Here is a 20,315-nt window from a genome sequence, read left to right on the forward strand (position 1 = left end):
ATAATGAAAATATATAGGCTCAAACCATTGAGTGTTTGTGAAACGAACAGTTATATTGTTGCAAGCGAAGAAAATAACTGCGTTCTTATTGATGCACCTGCCGACCCTGATTATATTCTCGGTGAGATAGAGAGTCACGGTCTTACGCTTAAAAAGATCTTTCTTACCCACGGTCATTTTGACCATATCGGTGCTGTGGCTGACCTTGTAGACAGGACAGGCTGCGAGGTGTATATCCACATTATGGATAAGCCTAAGCTTACAGATGACGCAGGAATGCTTGCTAATCTTTTCAGAATAAGAGGACACAGAAATTACACAGGCAAGGTCAATGTGTTTACAGAGGACGATATACTAAAGCTTGACGAGCTTGAATTTGACGTGTTGGAAACGCCGGGACATACAAGCGGTTCTGTTTGTTTCATATGCGGCATGAATATGTTTTCGGGAGATACCCTATTTTCAAGAAGTGTTGGCAGAACTGATATGCCTGATGGAAGCAGCACAGCCCTTATGAAGTCGCTTATGAAAATAGCTGACCTTGGTGGAAATCTCACTGTTTACCCAGGTCACATGAATGTCACGACACTTGACGCTGAGAGAAAGTATAACCCATATCTCAGGCAGGCTGCGGAGGCTTTGAAATGACTCTGATATTCAGCGGCAACGATTATAAATATGAGCTTGAGGGAGTAATGAAGCTCTTTATCCCTGCAACGCTCTTTACCCACGTTTTTTCTGACAGCATAGATACAGAGGACGATTATGTGTTCGCTCAGAAAAAGGATAACGCTGACAATGTTTGTTTGAGCGTTAAGGTGAGATATGACGGCAAGACTTGCGAAAAAGAGGAGTTTGTGCATTTTGAAAGCGACATGGAACTTTCGCTGTCAAGACTTCTTTTTAAGGCAATGAGCGAGATAACAGGCATTGTGCCGAAATGGGGCGTTATAACGGGAATAAGACCTGTGAAGCGTGTGAATGATATGCTCAGTGACGGCTTGAACAAGGCGGAGATATTTAAAGCCATGGAGAGCAGATATCTTTGTAGCGAAGAAAAGTGCGATATTGCATACAAAACTGCTATAACCCAGAAGCCTGTCCTCGATGAGCTTGAAAAGGACAGCTTTAGTCTTTATGTGTCAGTGCCGTTTTGTCCCACAAGATGCTCCTACTGTTCTTTCGTTTCGCAATCTATCGAGGGCTGTATGAAGCTTATCCCTGAGTATGTGAACAAGTTGTGTGAGGAGATAGTTTATACTGCGAAGATAACGAAAAAGCTTGGTTTAAAGCTTGACACCGTATATTTTGGCGGCGGCACTCCTACCACGCTCACTGCTGCTCAGCTTGACAGAGTTATGAAGGTCATTGCAAACAGCTTTGATATGTCAACTGTCCGTGAATACACTGTTGAAGCGGGAAGACCTGACACCATAACTGAAGAAAAGTTGAAGGTGCTTAAAGCAAACGGCTGTGGCAGAGTATCTATAAATCCACAGACTTTGAATGACAGCGTTCTTGAGGCTATTGGCAGAAAGCACACAACTGCACAGTTTTTTGACAGCTTTGACCTTGCAAGAAAAGTTGGTTTTGACTCTATAAATACTGATATAATCGCAGGTCTGCCAACAGACACAGTGGAGAGCTTTGAGAATACCATTGATAAGCTTATCGAGCTTGCTCCTGAGAATATCACTGTACACACACTTTCCATAAAGCGTGCGGCTAGGCTAAATCACAGCGGTGACAGGGAAGTGTTGAAAAATCCAGCCGATAAAATGGTAGAGTATGCCACAAAAAGACTTCTTGAAAGCGGCTATCTGCCTTATTATCTCTACAGACAGAAGAATATGCTTGAAAATCTTGAAAATATAGGCTGGACAAAGCGGGGTCACGAGAGTTTGTATAATATCTATATAATGGAAGAGGTTCAAACCATACTTGCAATGGGTGCAGGTGGCTCGACAAAGCTTGTTGACAAAGAGGGCGGACGTTTGGAGCGTGTGTTCAATTACAAATTTCCGCTGGAATACAATAAGCATTTTGAGCTTATGCTTAAGCGAAAAAATGAGATAGAGGAATTTTATGCTAAAGAAAAATGAGATTATCAGGCTTGAAATAAGCGGTATGACAAATGAGGGCAACGGAGTAGGAAAGCACGAGGGCATTGCTGTTTTCGTGCCTTTTACTGTTATTGGCGACGTTATTGAATGCAGGATAGTCAAGGTCTGCAAAACGTATTGCTATGGCATTACCGAAAATATTGTAAGTGGTTCGGTTGAAAGAACGAAGAACGATTGCCCTGTGTATTCAAGGTGTGGCGGTTGTTGTTTTCGTCACATGAGCTATGAGGAAGAATGCCGTGTAAAAGAGCAGTTCATAAAGGATTCATTTGAGCGTATTGGTAAGCTTTATCCTGAATATGACAGCTTTGAGGGTTGTAAACAGCTTGTTGGCTATCGCAATAAGGCGCAGTACCCTGTAGCAGAGCAGGACGGCAGGGCAGTTTGCGGATTCTATTCAAGGCGTTCTCATCATGTATGCGATTACACTGATTGTGCGTTACAGCCTGCTATATTTAAAGCTGTCGCTGATGACATAATGGCATATGTGAACAAGCGTAAGATAAAGGCATACAACGAGGAAACGGGAAGCGGTCTGCTCAGGCATATTTATCTCAGGCGTGGCGAACACTCAGGTGAGATAATGGTCTGTCTTGTTATTACCGACCTTAAAAAGCGTGGCGTATTTGATGTGCTTGTGGGTGAGCTTTGCAAAAAATATGCTGATATAAAGAGTATAGTTTTCAATGAGAATAACCGAAAGACCAACTGTATACTCGGACAGAAGCTTGTTACTGCGTATGGAAGCAACACGATACACGATACCATGTGTGGAAATGATATAGAGATATCACCGCTGTCATTTTATCAGGTAAATACAATTCAGGCGGAGCGGCTTTATGAAAATGCCGCAGATTATGCTCAGCTGACAGGAAAGGAAACTCTTCTTGATCTTTACTGCGGTGCAGGAACGATCGGTTTGTCAATGAGCAAAAAGGTGAAAAAGCTCATAGGTGTTGAGATAATAGAGTCTGCGATAGACAATGCAAAACGAAATGCCGCAGCAAACAATGTCACAAATGCGGAATTTATATGTGGTGACGCAGGAAAGATAGCAGAGATACTTTACAGCCGTGGCGAACGACCAGATGTGATAATAGCTGACCCTGCAAGAAAGGGCTGCACTAGGGACGCACTGGAGTACATGGCAAAAATGTCCCCTGACAGGATAGTTATGATATCCTGCAATCACGCTACTGCTGCTAGGGACTGTGCTGTGCTGGAAGAGTTGGGGTATAAGACGGTCAAGGTCAAGGGCGTGGATCTGTTTGGGAGAACGGGGCATGTGGAGACGGTTGTACTGCTTTCCCACAAAAAGCCAGACGGACATATCAACGTAAAAGTTGAGTTTGGCGAAGGTGAGGGAAAAGTTCCGCTTGATAATATCGCTAAAAGAGCCGAAGAGTACAAGCCCAAGGAACGAGTGACCTACAAAATGATAAAGGAGTACATAGAAGCTAAATACGGCTTCAAAGTACATACCGCATATATCGCAGAGGTAAAGAGAGATTTAGGATTGCCGATGTATGATGCTCCTAATGCGGTAGAAGAATTGAAACAGCCGAGGAAGCATCCGACAGCGGAGAAAGTGGAAGCGATAAAGGATGCGTTGAAGCATTTTGAAGTGATTTAATGAGGATAGGCGTATCATTAGAAATAGTGGTACGCTTATTTTTGTACCTTTTGCAGATTTGTCCTTTCCCCTGCTTTCCAATATAATGAAGCTAAAGAAGTGGAGGTGTGCTTATGAGAGAGAAATTTAATCATCTGTATTTGGATAGCCACGAAAGAAAACTTTTGATACATAGCCTTGTAGAGTTAAAAAATCAACTTATTCAGCAAGGCAGATATACGGATTGTATTGACGAGCTTATTTTTAAGGTCATAAATGCACCGACCAAGAGAATGAAAATTGAATATGTCTAAGGCAGATTACAAAGCCGCTTATTCTTATTGATTTTAAGAGTAGGCGGCTTTTTTGCGTTCTCTGGTACTGTTTACATAGCCACCTTGACAAAGTGGCTAAATCTATGTGAAAGGAGGACGCATCTATGTCAAATTGCAAAGTAATTGCTCTGACTAACCAGAAAGGTGGTGTCGGAAAAACAACCACAGCGGTCAATCTGGGTGTAAGTCTGGTGCAGCAGGGTAAAAAAGTCCTGCTGATTGATGCCGATGCACAGGCAAATCTCACGATGGCTCTGGGTTATAACAGACCAGACGATATTCCCATAACGCTCTCTACTGTGATGCAGAACATCATAGACGATAAAACGCTTGATGCTTCACAGGGTATTATCCATTACAGAGAGGGCGTTGACCTGCTTCCGTCAAACATTGAGCTGTCGGGCTTTGAGGTAAGGCTAATCAATGCAATGAGCCGTGAGCGTGTGCTGAAAATCTATGTCAATGAGGTTAAAAAGAATTACGATTATGTGCTTATTGATTGTATGCCGAGCTTAGGCATGATAACCATCAATGCTCTGGCGGCGGCTGACAGCGTGATTATCCCGACACAGCCCCACTATCTCTCGGCTAAAGGTCTGGAGCTTTTGCTTCGCTCCGTATCAATGGTCAAGCGGCAAATCAACCCAAAGCTGCGGATAGACGGTATCTTAATGACTATGGTAATGCCCCGTACCAACATTTCTAAGGAAATTACGGCAACGGTCAAAAGTGCATACGGTAAGAAAATCAAGGTATTTGATACCGAGATACCTCATTCTATCCGTGCGGTGGAAGCTACCGCAGAAGGCAAAAGTATTTTTGCTTACGACAAAAGCGGCAAGGTTGCCGCAGCCTATGAGCAGTTAGGAAAGGAGGTGGCAGAGATTGGCGAGAAGCAGAGAAACCAAAATCGAGCTGACCGCATACGATGACCTTTTTCAGACGGACGAAAGCCGTGAGGAAGCAAAGCTAAGCAAGATACGGGATATTCCCATATCGGAGATTGACGAGTTTCCAGACCACCCGTTCAAGGTTTTGATGGACGAAGATATGGAACAACTTGTTGAGAGTATCAAGCGAAACGGTGTAATGACCCCTGCGACAGTTCGCTTAAAAGAGGACGGACGGTATGAGCTTATCAGTGGTCACAGGCGAAAAAAGGCTTGTGAACTTGCAGGACTTGAAACGCTGAAATGCGAGGTCAAAGAGCTTACCCGTGATGAAGCCATTATTGTTATGGTGGAAAGTAATCTCCAACGCTCTGTTATTTTGCCGAGTGAGAAAGCGTTTGCGTATAAAATGCGGTTGGAAGCTATGAAACGACAGGCAGGCAGACCCCCAAAAGAAAATGCGTCGCCATTGGCGACTAATTTATCAAAAGGGCGTTCTGATGAGGAATTAGGAGAACTTGTTGGAGAAAGCAAAGACCAGATACGCCGCTATATCCGTCTAACGGAGCTTGTTCCCGAAATCCTGCAAATGGTAGATGAAAGGCAGATTGCTTTTCGTCCTGCGGTTGAGGTTTCTTATCTGACCGAGGAACAGCAATACACCCTGCTTGAAGCAATGGAGTACAACGATGCTACCCCGTCATTGGCACAGGCTATCAAAATGAAGAAGTATAACCAAGATGGCAAGCTCACTTCCGAGGTTATCCAGTCCATTATGGAGGAAGAAAAGCCCAATCAGAAGGAAAAACCTGCTTTCCGTGACGAGAGGATAACCAAGCTCATTCCAAAGACTGTTCCCAGAGGGCAGGAAACGGATTTTGTTGTCAAGGCGTTGGAGTTTTATAACCGACACTTGCAGCGGAACAAGGCTCACGAGAGATAGCCACACACCGAGGGCGAGGTCTGCCCATTTGAGTGGATAGCCATCATTTTGGATTCCCCCTCTCCACACCTCACCCCCTAACTACTGCCAGTAACTATCCGAGAAAAGAAATACTTTAAGCTGTCCATAACGGGCAGCTTTTTTCGGTCAGTAAGGCAAAATATTCAATCCAAATTACAGGAGGTAACTATGAAAATCCCTAAATTGTTCAAAAAGGCTGCGGCTTTTGTAATGGCTGCGGTCACGGCATTATCCATAATGCCTGCGACGGCGTTTGCTGCGGGTGACATCGGGACGATTTACTTTTCCCACACCTATGACAGCAACGGTAATGCGATGAGGTACAATTCCAGTGCGAATATCGGCGGCTATACCGCAGGCGGAACGGGAAATTATAAGTACCGTATGTTTGTGGACGGTGAGAATGCGTTTTGTATTCAGCCGGGAGTACCGCTGAAAACAGGAAACACCTTGAAAAAGGCTTCCTCTGATACTTGGAACGCCCTTTCAGCCAACCAGAAAAAGGCGGTTGGGCTTGCCCTGCTCTATGGGTATCAGGGCAACCGAAATAATCTGTCAGGAAGTGATGATGAAAAATGGCTTGCCACGCAGACCCTCGTATGGGAGTTTGTCACAGGTTGCCGTGAAGCCACAGGTTCATATAACCAGACAAGCACCACCGTTTACAGCCTGCACTTCGGTTCAAATTATGCCAACAGCGGAGCAAGGGCAGTGTATGACCAGATTGTTGCGATGCTGCGTGAGCATAACACCATTCCGAGCTTTATGTCGGGTGGTAAGAATGACATCACAAAGGAGCTTGCCTACAAGGACGGAAAGTACAGCATCACATTGAATGACAGCAACGGCGTGCTTTCTGATTACAGCTTTTTAAGCTCTGACAGTAATGTGAGTGTATCGAAGTCTGGAAATAAGCTGACAATCAGCTCCACTGTAGCTATCAGCGGTTCTGTCCGCATTACGGCAAAGAGGAACAATGTGCCGACTGTCAGCAGCAGTGCAAAGCTCATTGCCTATGGCGACCCGAACTTGCAGGATTTGGTAACAGGTGTGGAGAATGCTGATACCGTGTCTGCATATATCAATATCGAAACGCCGACAGGCACGATTGCCCTCAAAAAGACTTCTGAGGACGGAGTTGTGGAGGGCATCTCTTTTACAATCAAAGGTGATAACTTCAATAAAACAGTTAAGACAGGAAAGGACGGCTCTGTCTCCGTGGAGGGATTATTCCCTGGCACTTATACGGTCACAGAACAGTCTATTGACCGTTATGAGCCGCAGAAAACCCAGACCGTCACACTTATCGGAGGAAAAACCTCTACTGTGACCTTCAGCAATACTTTGAAGCGTGGCAGTCTGGAAATCGTCAAGACTTCCGAGGACAATCTGGTGGAGGGAATGAAATTCCACCTTTATGGCACATCTTTAAGCGGCTTGCCTGTTGACGAGTATGCCGTGACTGATAAAAACGGACTGGCTAAGTTTGAAAATGTCCTTATCAGTGGCGATACCCCGTATGTGGTTGAGGAAGTGGATACCGCAGTCCGCTATGTCGTTCCTGCTTCCCAGACAGCTCCGATTGAATGGAACAAGGTCACAAAACGCAGCTTCGACAATGTGTTGAAGAAATTCCAAGTGACTGTGACAAAGACCGATGCAGAAACAGGTTCTCCGCAGGGCAATGCTTCCCTTGCAGGTGCGGTTTACGGCATCTATAAAGGTGAGGAACTGATTGACACCTACACGACTGATGAAAACGGTCAGTTTACGACCAAGTATTATATCTGTGATAATGATTGGACTGTCCGTGAAATCAGCCCGTCCGAGGGGTATCTTCTGGATACCGCAATCCACAAGGTAGGTGCAGAACCAGAGCTATACACGGTAGAGCTGAACAGTACCGCAAACGATGTGAATGAACAGGTCATCAAAGGCAATATCGCACTCATCAAGCATACGGATAACGGGGAAACCCAGATTGAAACACCCGAAGAAGGTGCGGTATTTGAAGTGTTCCTCAAATCCGCAGGCAGCTATGAAAATGCAAAGGAAACCGAGCGTGATGTGCTGACATGTGACGAGAACGGTTTTGCCCAGACAAAGGATATGCCGTATGGCATTTATACCGTCCGCCAGACCTCTGGTTGGGAGGGGCGTGAACTGATGAAAGACTTTGATGTGTTTATCAGCAAGGACGGTCAGACCTACCGCTACCTTATCAACAACGCTAACTTTGAGAGCTATATCAAAATCGTAAAGAAAGATGCAGAAACAGGCAATACAATCCCGTATGCAGGTGCAGGCTTCCAGATTTACGACCCGAATGGAAATCTTGTGACTATGACTTTCACTTATCCCGAAGTGACGACCATTGACACCTTCTATACTACGGCAGACGGCGACCTTATCACACCGCAGACATTGGAATACGGCAAAGGCTATTCCCTTGTGGAAGTACAAGCCCAGTATGGGTATGTCTTAAATTCCGAGCCTGTTTATTTTGATGTGGTGCAGGAAAATTCCGAGGAAGAAAGCGGCATTACCGTTATTGAGGTAGTACGTTCCAATATGGCACAGAAAGGCACAATTACCGTAGAAAAGTCTGGCGAGGTATTCAGCTCCGTTGCAGGCGATAAGGGATTGTATCAGCCGATTTTCTCTGTCAGCGGTCTTGAGGGTGCAGTCTATGAAATTACCGCAGCCGAGGATATTGTCACTCTGGACGGGACGGTCAGAGCAAACAAGGGCGAGGTTGTAGATACCGTTACGACAGGAAAAGACGGTACAGTAAAATCCAAAGAACTGTATCTCGGAAAATATGAGGTTAAGGAAATCACAGCTCCGTATGGAATGGTGCTGAATGAGGAAGTCCGTTCTGTTGAGCTTGTGTATGCAGGACAGAATGTTGATGTAACGGAAACGGCTACTTCTTTCTATAATGAAAGACAGCGTGTTGAAATCGACCTCATCAAGAGCCTTGCCATTGATGAAGCCTACGGCATTGGCAAGAATGGAGAAATCTTTGATGTGACCTTTGGCTTGTATGCGGCGGAGGAACTCACAGCCGCAGATGGAAAGACCATTCCTGCGGACGGTCTGATTGAGGTCATTTCCCTTGATGAAAGCGGTCACGGGAAAGCTATCAGCGACCTGCCGATGGGCAGCTATTATGTGCAGGAAATCTCGACCAACTCCGCATATATTGTCAGCGATGCAAAATACCCTGTTACTTTTGAATACGCAGGACAGGATGCCGAAACTGTCCGCATCACAGCCAATGAGGGCGAAGCTATCACAAATGACATTATTTACGGCTCTGTAAGCGGTAAGAAATCTGATGAGGACGGAAAGGCTCTGGGAGGTGCAGTTATCGGTATCTTTACGACAGGAACTACCGAGTTTACAAAGGAAAATGCGATTGCAGCTACCACATCAAAAGATGATGGTAGTTTTTCTTTTGCCAAAGTGCCGTATGGAACTTGGATAATCCGTGAAATCGAAAGCCCGAAGGGATATGTACTCTCCGAGGAAGAAATCGCCGTGACAATCGGCAAGGTGGACGAAGTTGTGGAAATCGAACTTGTCAACTACTTCATTAAGGGCAATATCGCTTTGACAAAGGTTGATGAGGATTATCCCGACAACAAGCTGTCTGGTGCGGTATTTGAGGTTTACTCCGATACTAATGGCGATGGGAAACTGGATAAAGACGATACGCTGCTTGGCGAAATGAAAGAACTTGACGGCGGCGTTTACCAGATGAGTGAACTCCGCTACGGCAAATATCTGGTAAAGGAAACCAAAGCTCCGACAGGCTTTGTGCTTGATGAAAATGTGTATTCCGTATCCGTTGAGGAGAACGGCAAGACCTACACCGTGGAAAATAAGGCGGGTGTAGGATTTATCAATGCAGCACAGAAAGGCTCTCTTAAAATCGTAAAGACTTCCTCTGACGGTAAAGTGGAGGGCTTCTCTTTCCGTGTGACAGGCGTGGACTATGACCAGACCTTTAAGACAGATAAGAACGGAGAAATCGTGATTGAGGGCTTGCGGATTGGCGACTATACCGTATCCGAAGTAAGCGACAAGGCTTCCGCAGGATATATCCTGCCTGCCGATAAACAGGCAACGGTCAAGGTGGACGCTACGGCTATCGTGCAGATGCACAATGAGTTCAGGGATACCCCGAAAACAGGCGATGACTTCAATCTGGGCTTATGGGTAAGCCTTGCAGCTCTGTCTGTTGTCGGTGCGGGCGTTCTCGGATTTGTCGGCTATAAGAACAGAAAGAAGAAAAAGGAGGACTAATTGATGGACGCTAAAACTATTATCGCAATCGTGCTTGTCGTGTTCATTGTGGGTGCGGCGGTATGGCTGAATATCCGTAACAGAAAGAATAAGTAAGTGGTTTGGGCGGCTGAAAGATGCCGCCCTTTCCTTTATGGAGGTAACAATGAGAAACCTTAAAACCATTGAAAAGAAAGTCAGGGCTGTTCTGGAAAAGAATGAGGATGCCAGAAATGACGATATGGTGCTGTATCTTGCACTTTGTAATGCCTGTCTGAAGGATGCAGGGGCAATGCCGCTTGCGGAGATAATGACGCAGCACAAATATCTCGGTCTGCCGAGCTTTGAGAGCGTCAGCAGGACACGCCGCAAGCTGCAGGCACGGTATCCAGAGCTTGCAGGGAGCCGCCCTGTTCAGAAAATGAGAGCCACGGGCGAGAAAGCTTATCGGCGTTATGCCAAAGAATAGAGAGGTGCTTATGGACGAAGAAAAACGCTCTAATCAGAACTATGAAATCATCGAGAGCTGTACTATCGGGAGTACAGAGCTTGTCATCGGTCACAATCCCAACGCACCCAACCCTTATGTGTGTTGGTACTGCAAGGGCGGCTCAAATTATTTCTGGGGTTATTACACGAATGAGCTTGATGATGCACGGCAAAAGCTGAATGAACGATACCAGTCAGAGTGCCGTATGCCCTATAATCAGCCTGCCCAGAAGCAGAAAAACGGTGATGACCGTGAGCGATAAAATAAAATATGACTGCACGACCTGTCCTTATCCCCGATATAAGGATGGGTCAGTTATTTTCTGCGATGTCTGTATCCGCAAGATTTTAGACGAGCAGAAGGAGAAAAAGGAAAGAAAGGAGCAGCCGAATGAGTAATGAAATAAAGACAAGACCTTTAACCCCGACAGAACAGAAATACACCTATGCCCAGAGCATGCAGCTTGAGGGGCAGACAGGCACTATCGGGCATCTGCGTGGTGACTTTGCCACAACGGGCTATGGCTTTTACACCACTTGGTTTGATACCAGACCCCAATGGAAATCTGACGAATTTAAGGCAGAGCTTGATACGGTCATCAATGCTTTACGGGAGGATAAAGGGCTTTTGCATAACCGCTATGATATGAGTGCGTTTGCAAGGCATTTTCCCGAAAGTGCTATCAAGGGTAACTATTGTATGGAGTACGGTTTCCGTGTGGATACGGAGAAACACGCTTTTCTGCTTCGGTGCAATCCCACCAAAGGCGACTATAATTTTTATTGCTATTGCTATGTGAAGGAATGGCTTGATAAGCATATCCAGAAAGCAGAACAAGGTATCCGATTTATTGACCCTCAATATAAAGAACTGTTCCGTATCCCCGACGGCGGAAAGGTCATTGTCACGACTTCTTGGGGAGAAAAACGGGAGTATCCCTGCCGCTTCATTGATGAATACCATACCGAAGTCGGCAGCAATCTGTACCACATCTGCGAGTTTGCCGAGCGTATGCAGAAAAACGGGGCGACCTATGAGCCGAAACCTGCGGAGCAAACGCCGCAGAAAGAACCGAAGCACAAGGATTTAGAACGATAAGGAGGATTTAGAATATGGCTGTTAATCAGAAAGCCGTCAAGGTCTTGAATAAGGTCTTGGAAGCAGGCTTTACCGATGAAAAAGCGATTGCCGCTATGACTATGGACGATATTCTTTCTATGCAGGGCATCACGGTTGGGGATATTACTCTCATCAATGACCTGCAAAAGAGCATTAAATCGAACAAGGTCATTTCTTTTCTTGGCGGTGGTGCGGAGTGAGCAAACAGGAATATTTGAAACAAAAACGATAAGGAGGTGTAGGTTGAATGGCTGCGAAGTATCAGCTAATCACAGAGCTGTATCGGCGTACAGGCGTTGCGGTTGCAAAAAATCCGCAGGCGTGGCAGGGCTTTCTGTCCTCTGCCTGCCGCAACTATAAATGCCGTTATGACGAACAGCTTTTAATATACGCCCAACGCCCCGATGCTGTCGCCGTTGCGAAGCTCGAAACTTGGAACAGGCAGTTCAAGCGTTGGGTCAATAAGGACAGCAAGGGTATTGCCGTATTTGACCCGAAAGGTCGCAGGAATACGCTGAAATACTATTTTGATGTGTCCGACACCCACGAGGGCTATTATGGCAGCCGCCCTGTTCCGATATGGCAGATGGATGAGCGATACGAGCAGGCTGTTATGGAAAGGCTCTCGGACAGGTTTGGAGATGTGGAAAGCACTGACCTTGCTTCTGCCTTAATGGAAACGGCAAAGAACGCCGTGGAGGACAATCTGCAAGACTATTTTTCTCAGTTAAAGGACTGCACGAAAGACAGCTTTTTGGAAGAACTGGACGACTTTAATATAGAAGTCATTTACAGGCGGCTGGCAGCAAACAGCGTTGCTTTTATGCTGATCAGCCGCTGCGGTCTGGATACGAATGAGTTTTTTGACCGAGAGGATTTTGCGGATATTGTAAATTTCAATACCCCTGCAATGATAAACGCCATCGGCGTTGCCACGAGCGATATTGCGGAAATGGCGTTACGGGAAATCTCACAGTCTATCCGAAATGTGCAAATGGCGGAAAAAGACCAGAATCGCACCTTTGCACAAAGAACGCAGGCTCAGTATGATAAAGGCAGACAACAACCCGAAAGGAGCGAATACAATGAGCGAAATCACTTACAGCAGACAGGGGGATTATCTTATTCCCGACCTAACATTACCGACAGAGCCAGAGCTTCCGCTTGGCAGGTACGCTTTGATGCACAGGGATTATCTGGAGAAGCACAAACGAGTGACCTATCTCAACCTGCTGACATCGGGCAGGCTGAACGGGCATCTGCACGAGGTAGAGCAGACAGCACTCCAGAGGTTGGAGCTTCTGACGAAGCAGCTCTCAGCCGAGCAGGGCGTGACAGAGGAACTGAAAGAGAAAGCTCCGATGCAGTGGGTCGGACTGATGAACAACATCCGCAGCCAAGCGGAGGAAGTGATACTGACCGAACTGATTTACAAGTAAGCGTTGCCAAAGAGGATGAGGTCAGGGTCAATCTTCCAACCGTAGATGAACAAATCGAAATGATAGCAAAAGCAGAGGACGAAAAAGCCTCTGCTTTTGCTATTTCCAAAGAAGATATTGACTCCGTACTTCAGAAAGGCAGTGGCGTTGCGGACGGAAAATACCGCATCTACCGCCAATTTCAAAAGGGCGAGGACAGACAGAAAAATATTGAGTTCCTTAAAAATGAGTATGGAACGGGCGGCGGTACGCACATCTTCCCCGATGGTTTCAGCGGTCATTCTTGGCATGACAGCAAAGGTCTTGCCATTGACCGAAACGGCACTTATACCAATCACGACCTTGTGTTGAAATGGTCACAGGTTGAAAAGCGTCTGCGTGAGCTGATTAAGGATAACCGCTATCTCAATCCGAAAGAAAAAGAGCATTATGCCGATTATCTGGAGAGCGTGTCAGCCCCTCAATATGAGATTGACACCCAGAGGAAAATAGCAAGGCAGCGTTTTATCGACGCCCACCGTGACCTGCCGCCTGCCGACAAACGGGATACCCTTGCTTTGCGGCTATCTGACTTTATCCGTGACTTGGACAGGTACGAAAAAGACCTGTTATCTGTTGTGGAACGAAGCGACCTTGCAGATGTTACCGCCGAGCAAATGGAACAGCACTTATCCGACCCCTCAACCGTTCAACAGCTCATAGACTTTCTTGCACAGGTACAATGGAAAACGACCTCAGTTTTCAGCCGCAGTAATGGGTGGAAGTTTACCGAGGAATTAAGGGAGCTGCACCCACTCCGCTACCTCTACAATGAGGGCGATGTGGTGTATATCGGTGCGGATAAATATGAGATTGCAACACTTACCGAGGAAAAGGTTTATCTGCAAAATGCCGAGTTTCCTATCTTGGGACAGGAATACAGCCGAGCCGACTTTGAAGAAAAGCTAACGGAAAATCCTGCAAATGACCATCTGAAAGTGGTCGTAACCGAGAAACAGAGGACAGAAACACCGTCCGAGAAAAAGCAGGACGGAATACAGTTTTCTATCGGTTTTTCCGAACACCCTGCCTTTTATGACAGACAGCTTAATGACCGCTATACAGATTTGAGCTTTGCTCTGGGTAATAAGCTGCTTGGTATTTTGGACGAGAAACAGCACCGTGAGCGTGAGGGCGATAAAAATATCGGGTGGTATCACAAGACCGATTTTGTTATCAAGGCTGTTATCGGCGGCGAGGAATTTAACTATGAAGGGCGGTTTGATATTGGCGATGGTGAGGGCGATTTAATTGCCCACATTAAGAATTTTTACGATTATGCCTTATCGCCAAAGGGCGAACAGCTATATGGAGATGACCGAGAAAGCCTGCTCCGTGGCAGAGATGAGTTTATCCCATTCTTGGAACAGCACACCGAGCTGACCCAAGAGGAGGAAAAGCTCCTTGATGAGATTATGGCTACCGAAAGTGATTGGTACAGGACAGCCGAGGAAGCCGAAGAAAAACCACAGGCGAATGCCGATAAAGTGAATGGCTCAGAAGCTCCTGTCATTGAAATGGAGCAATCCACAGATGACCTCATAGGCAGGGAAATCATCATAGATAACCGTAAATATCTCATTGAGAGCATTGGGAAAATCAGCGGTGATGTGTCCCTGCGTGACATCACATTCCAGAACAATGTGGGCTTTCCGATAAACCGAGTGGAGAAAATCGGCTATATCCAAAAGCTATTGGAACAGGAAAAAACCGTACCACCCGAAGAAAAAACGGAAACTCTTGCCACAGACCGTCATAATTTCCGTATTAACGATGACGCCATCGGTGTCGGCGGAGCAAAAGAAAAGTTCCGAAACAATATGGCGGCAATCAACCTGCTGCACGAGCTTGAAATCGAAAACCGCCTTGCCACACCCGAAGAACAGGAAGTCCTATCTCGATATGTCGGTTGGGGCGGTCTTTCTAAGGCATTTGATGAACACAATGCGGCGTGGGCGGAGGAATTTAAGGAGCTATATGCCAGCCTATCCCCAGAGGAATACCGTGCCGCTATGGAGTCAACGCTGACCGCTTTTTATACGCCGCCTGTTGTTATCAAGGCGATGTATGACGCACTTGACCGCCTGGGCTTTTCACAGGGCAATATCTTGGAGCCGTCCTGCGGTACAGGCAATTTCTTTGGTCTGCTTCCCGAAAGTATGCAAAACAGCAAGCTCCACGGCGTGGAAATCGACTCTCTCACAGGCAGGATTGCAAAGCAGCTCTACCAAAAAGCGAACATTGCCATTGAGGGCTTTGAGAAAACAAATCTCCCAGACGACCATTTTGATGTAGTCCTCGGTAATGTGCCTTTTGGGGAGATAAGGGTCAATGACAGCCGATACAACGCCCAGAAATTTCTCATACACGACTACTTTTTCGCAAAGGCTCTGGATAAAGTCTGTGCCGGCGGCGTTGTGATGTTCATTACCTCAAAGGGTACGATGGATAAAGCAAGTCCAGAGGTACGCAAGTATATTGCCCAGAGAGCCGAGCTTTTAGGTGCTATCCGTCTGCCAGACAACACCTTTAAGGCAAACGCAGGCACGGAGGTCACGAGCGATATTCTTATCCTGCAAAAGCGTGACCGAGTGATGGATATAGAGCCAGACTGGGTACACCTTGATACGGACGAAAACGGTGTTACGATGAACAGATATTTTGTCGAACACCCCGAAATGGTGTTGGGCGAGATAAAGATGGAAAACACACGCTTTGGTACTTTCGAGCCTGTCTGTAAAGCCCGTAAGGATATACCACTTTCCGAGCTTCTGTCTAATGCAGTTCAGAGGATAAACGGCGAAATCCCAGAGCTTGATAATAGGGTTGATGAAATCTCCGATGAGCAGGAGCTTTCCGTTCCTGCTGACCCGAATGTGCGTAACTTCTCTTTTACTCTGGTGGACGGCAGGGTTTACTTCCGAGAGAATGACCGTATGCAACCTGCTTCTGTGTCGATGACCGCAGAAAACCGTATTAAGGGACTTATCCAAATTCGTGACTGTGTGCGTAAGCTCATAGAGTATCAGACCGATGATTACCCAGAGGAAATGATACGCACCGAGCAGGAAAACCTCAACCGTCTGTATGATGTTTATACCGCAAAATACGGTCTAATCAACAGCCGAGGAAACTATCTTGCTTTTGCTTCAGATGAGAGCTACTTCCTTCTATGTTCTCTGGAGGTGCTTGATGATGAGGGCAACTTCAAACGGAAGGCAGATATGTTCACAAAGCGGACTATCAAACCCCACCGAGAAGTAACTTCGGTTGAAACTGCAAGCGAAGCCCTTGCCCTCTCTATCGGAGAGAAAGCCCGTGTTGATTTGCCTTATATGGAGCAGCTCACAGGCAAAACGCAGGCTGAGCTTGTACAGAATTTACAAGGTATTATCTTCAAAGTACCGAACTGTGAGCCTGTTTCCTATGTAGCCGCAGACGAGTATCTGTCAGGAAATGTCCGAAACAAGCTGACGGTTGCGGAGCTTGCTGCGAAGAATGACCCAGAGCTTGCAGTTAATGTGGAAGCCTTGGAAAAGGTCATTCCCAAAGACCTCTCGGCGGCGGAAATCTCTGTCCGTCTGGGTGCAACTTGGATACCGCAGGAAGATATACAGCGGTTTGTGATGGAGCTTTTAACTCCGTCAAGTTATGCTGCAGGCAGATTAAAGGTACGATACACCCCGATAAACGGAGACTGGTTCATAGAGAATAAAAGCTCCGATATGGGGAATGTAAAGGCGGACAGCACCTATGGTACGAAAAGAGCTTCCGCCTATCGCATTATTGAGGACACCTTAAATCTGCGTGACACCCGTATCTTTGATTATGTGTATGACGAACACGGCAATAAAAAAGCGGTGTTCAATGCAAAGGAAACTACGGCGGCACAGGCGAAGCAGGAAGTCATCAAGCAGGCATTTCAGGATTGGATATGGAAAGACCCAGAACGGCGAAACCGTCTTGTCCGTTATTACAACGACACTTTTAACTCTGTGCGACCCCGTGAATATGACGGAAGCCATATCACTTTCGGAGGTATCAGTCCAGAAATCACACTAAGAGCACATCAAGTCAACGCCATCGCCCATATCCTTTATGGCGGCAATACGCTCCTTGCCCATAAGGTGGGAGCAGGCAAAACCTTTGAAATGGTAGCCGCCGCACAGGAAAGCAAACGGCTCGGTTTATGTCAGAAATCTATGTTTGTTGTGCCGAATCATCTTGTCGGTCAGTGGGCTTCTGAGTATCTGCGGCTCTATCCGAGTGCAAATATCCTTGTTACAACAAAGCAGGATTTTGAAACAGGAAACCGCAAGAAGTTCTGCGGTAGGATTGCCACAGGCGACTATGATGCAGTCATTATTGGGCATTCTCAGTTTGAAAAAATTCCGATGAGCATAGAACGACAGCGGGAACAGTTGGAGAAGCAGCTTGATGATATTGAGCGTGGCATTGATGATGTGCAGGCTTCCAAAGGCGAGCAGTTCACGGTCAAACAGCTAATGAAAACCCGAAAGGCAATCAAGACGAAGCTCGAAAAGCTTAACGACACCAAGCGTAAGGATACGGTTATCGACTTTGAACAGCTCGGCGTTGACAGGCTTTTCATTGATGAGAGCCATTTTTATAAGAATTTGTACCTCTACACCAAGATGCGAAATGTAGGCGGTATCGCCCAGACCGAAGCCCAGAAATCAAGCGACCTCTTTATGAAATGCCGCTATCTGGACGAAATCACGGGCAACCGTGGCACGGTTTTCGCAACGGGTACGCCTGTCAGCAATTCAATGGTTGAGCTGTACTCCGTTCAGAGGTACTTGCAGTATGACACCCTTGCACAGAATGGTTTGCAGCATTTTGACAGTTGGGCTTCTACCTTTGGAGAAACGGTTACAGCTCTGGAATTAGCACCCGAAGGCACGAATTACCGAGCCAAGACGAGGTTTGCCAAGTTCTATAACCTGCCAGAGCTGATGCAGATGTTCCGTGAGGTGGCGGATATACAGACCGCCGATATGCTAAAGCTCCCCGTGCCAAAGGTCAATTACCACAATATTAAGACCAAGCCGAGCGAGATACAGACTGAGATGGTAGCTTCCCTTGCGAAGCGGGCTGAGAAAGTCAGGGCAAGGCTTGTCGAGCCGAACATCGACAATATGCTCAAGATAACCAATGACGGGCGGAAACTGGCTCTTGACCAGAGAATGATTGACCCGATGCTGCCAGATGACCCAGACAGTAAAGTCAATGCCTGCGTGGATAATGTGTACCGTATCTGGGAGGAACACGCCGATACCAAAGCGACACAGCTTGTGTTCTGCGACCTGTCCACCCCGAAAAATGACGGTACTTTCAATGTCTACGACGATATGAGGGAGAAGCTGATAGCCCGTGGTATCCCGGCTGGGCAGATACGTTTTATTCACGAAGCGACCACCGATGCACAGAAAAAAGAGTTGTTCGGCAAGGTCAGAAGCGGCGAAGTCCGTGTGCTGCTCGGCTCTACTCCGAAGATGGGAGCAGGTACGAATGTGCAGGACAGGCTCATAGCAATCCATAACCTTGATTGTCCGTGGCGTCCTTCCGACCTTGAACAAAGGCAGGGACGTATTGAACGGCAGGGCAATATGTTCCCAGAGGTGGAGGTTTACCGCTATGTGACCGAGCAGACTTTTGATGCCTACCTCTATCAGTTGGTGGAGAGCAAACAGAAATTTATCAGCCAGATAATGACGAGCAAAAGCCCTGTCCGTTCTGCCGAAGATGTGGACGAGGTTGCCCTGTCCTTTGCGGAGGTTAAAATGCTTGCCACAGGCGATGCCCGTTTTAAGGAAAAGATGGATTTGGATATACAGGTTTCCAAGCTCCGAGTGTTAAAGCAGAGTTACCTTTCCGAGCATTACGACCTTGAGGACAGAGTGCTGAAATACTATCCCCAGACCATTAAGGAGTATGAGGAACGCATTGCAGGCTATGAAAATGATGCAGCTCTTGCCGAGCAGCACAAGCCGCAGGGTGAGGATAAGTTTTGCCCGATGACCCTAAAAGGCGTGACCTATACCGAAAAGGCAGATGCAGGCGAAATGCTCCTTGCAATCTGCAAGGACTATCCGATGTCTGCACCTACCGAAATCGGCAGCTATCGAGGTTTCCAAATGGAGATTTATTATGATACCGTCAACGCCCATTACTGTATGAACCTTTGCGGAAAAGCAAAGCATAAGGTAGATTTAGGTGCTGATGCCCTCGGAAATCTGACCCGAATTGAAAACGAGCTGTCAAAGCTCCCTGCCAGACTGGAAGCTGCCAAGACCAAAAAGGCGGAAACTATCGCACAGCTTGAAACCGCAAAGGAGGAAATCAAGAAGCCTTTTGCCTTTGAAGATGAGTTGAAAGAAAAAGCGGAACGGCTGAACGCTCTTAACATTGAGCTGAATCTAAATGAAAAAGATACTTCCGTTATGGATACCGAGCCAGAGCAGACAGAAGAACAGCCCGAAAGAAAATATGCAAGTCGGGAGAGATAATGCGGTTTGCATATTTGTATTGCTGATTTCTGGGAAGTATAATAGGTGTAGATTAGTAAATGTCGGAGGTGAAAGGTGTGCTTGATAATTTCAGATTTGAAACCTTTGTTGATGTGCATAGCAACATCTTTGCTGAATATCTAAGCTCCGTTATCGCAAAGCTGCCCAAAGACAATCCAGAATACCGTTCCATAGAGGAAAGGATAGAGGAACTCTACAAGGAGTATCCAAAAGTGATGGAGGCTCTGGATACGGAAAAGCCGAGCGATTTATCCGAGCAGGAGTGTAAGACTTTGATAGAAGTTTTGGAGCTTCGGAACAGGCTCAGCGATATGCAGCAGGAAGCAATCTATTTCAGAGGGTGCTATGACAGCGTTGGGTATCTCAAAAAGGCAGGAATTTTATAACCAAGAACGGCGGCATTGGCGTGGAGCTGATGCCGCTTTTACATAGCCGCAGAGGTGGAAAAATGCATACCTTTGTG

The 20,315-nt window shown here is 46.5% G+C and carries 14 protein-coding genes; all 14 read left to right on the top strand.

What is annotated here, in order from left to right; translation table 11 throughout:
* Positions 1-3: 3 nt before the first annotated feature.
* Positions 4-648, top strand: coding sequence for an MBL fold metallo-hydrolase (locus RBI_RS06480; RefSeq protein ID WP_038673231.1), 645 nt, complete (start codon positions 4-6; stop codon positions 646-648).
* Positions 645-2,102 carry a coproporphyrinogen dehydrogenase HemZ gene (gene hemZ / locus RBI_RS06485; protein WP_038671844.1) on the top strand — a complete coding sequence of 486 codons (1,458 nt, stop codon included), beginning with the start codon at positions 645-647 and terminating at the stop codon, positions 2,100-2,102. The genes RBI_RS06480 and hemZ overlap by 4 nt, the downstream gene beginning before the upstream one ends.
* Entirely contained in the window at positions 2,086-3,756 is a 1,671-nt protein-coding gene (gene rlmD / locus RBI_RS06490) for a 23S rRNA (uracil(1939)-C(5))-methyltransferase RlmD (protein WP_038671846.1), read from the top strand. The genes hemZ and rlmD overlap by 17 nt, the downstream gene beginning before the upstream one ends.
* Positions 3,757-3,869: 113 nt before the next feature.
* Complete coding sequence (locus RBI_RS06495) at positions 3,870-4,049, top strand: hypothetical protein (protein WP_006857231.1); 180 nt, start codon at positions 3,870-3,872, stop codon at positions 4,047-4,049.
* Positions 4,050-4,174: 125 nt separating this feature from the next.
* Entirely contained in the window at positions 4,175-5,002 is an 828-nt protein-coding gene (locus tag RBI_RS06500) for a ParA family protein (RefSeq protein WP_038671849.1), read from the top strand.
* Positions 4,956-5,903, top strand: a complete 948-nt coding sequence (locus tag RBI_RS06505; RefSeq protein ID WP_038671851.1) for a ParB/RepB/Spo0J family partition protein — start codon at positions 4,956-4,958, stop codon at positions 5,901-5,903. Before RBI_RS06500 ends, RBI_RS06505 begins: the two co-directional genes overlap by 47 nt.
* A 189-nt stretch (positions 5,904-6,092) precedes the next feature.
* Positions 6,093-10,235 (top strand): SpaA isopeptide-forming pilin-related protein, encoded by a 4,143-nt coding sequence (locus RBI_RS06510; RefSeq protein ID WP_038671853.1) that lies wholly within the window; start codon positions 6,093-6,095, stop codon positions 10,233-10,235.
* 145 nt (positions 10,236-10,380) lie between these two features.
* Positions 10,381-10,683: a hypothetical protein gene (locus RBI_RS06515; RefSeq protein ID WP_015522621.1), complete on the top strand. Its 303-nt coding sequence runs from the start codon at positions 10,381-10,383 to the stop codon at positions 10,681-10,683.
* On the top strand, positions 10,670-10,966 hold the full coding sequence (locus RBI_RS06520) for a hypothetical protein (RefSeq protein WP_330377985.1): 297 nt from the start codon (positions 10,670-10,672) through the stop codon (positions 10,964-10,966). The genes RBI_RS06515 and RBI_RS06520 overlap by 14 nt, the downstream gene beginning before the upstream one ends.
* 128 nt (positions 10,967-11,094) lie before the next feature.
* Positions 11,095-11,802, top strand: a complete 708-nt coding sequence (locus RBI_RS06525; RefSeq protein ID WP_038671857.1) for a hypothetical protein — start codon at positions 11,095-11,097, stop codon at positions 11,800-11,802.
* A gap of 14 nt (positions 11,803-11,816) precedes the next feature.
* Positions 11,817-12,023 (top strand): hypothetical protein, encoded by a 207-nt coding sequence (locus tag RBI_RS06530; protein ID WP_025577652.1) that lies wholly within the window; start codon positions 11,817-11,819, stop codon positions 12,021-12,023.
* An 885-nt stretch (positions 12,024-12,908) separates the two neighbouring features.
* On the top strand, positions 12,909-13,262 hold the full coding sequence (locus RBI_RS15265) for a TnpV protein (RefSeq protein ID WP_081646569.1): 354 nt from the start codon (positions 12,909-12,911) through the stop codon (positions 13,260-13,262).
* 656 nt (positions 13,263-13,918) lie between these two features.
* A complete protein-coding gene (locus tag RBI_RS06535) occupies positions 13,919-19,831 on the top strand; it encodes an LPD25 domain-containing protein (protein ID WP_242843688.1) in 5,913 nt (1,970 codons plus the stop codon).
* 59 nt (positions 19,832-19,890) lie between these two features.
* Positions 19,891-20,238: a DUF6664 family protein gene (locus RBI_RS06540; protein WP_038671861.1), complete on the top strand. Its 348-nt coding sequence runs from the start codon at positions 19,891-19,893 to the stop codon at positions 20,236-20,238.
* Positions 20,239-20,315: the final 77 nt, after the last annotated feature.

Origin of the sequence: Ruminococcus bicirculans (ex Wegman et al. 2014) (genome assembly GCF_000723465.1) — a bacterium.
In the GTDB taxonomy this organism is placed as follows: Bacteria; Bacillota; Clostridia; order Oscillospirales; family Ruminococcaceae; genus Hominimerdicola; species Hominimerdicola aceti.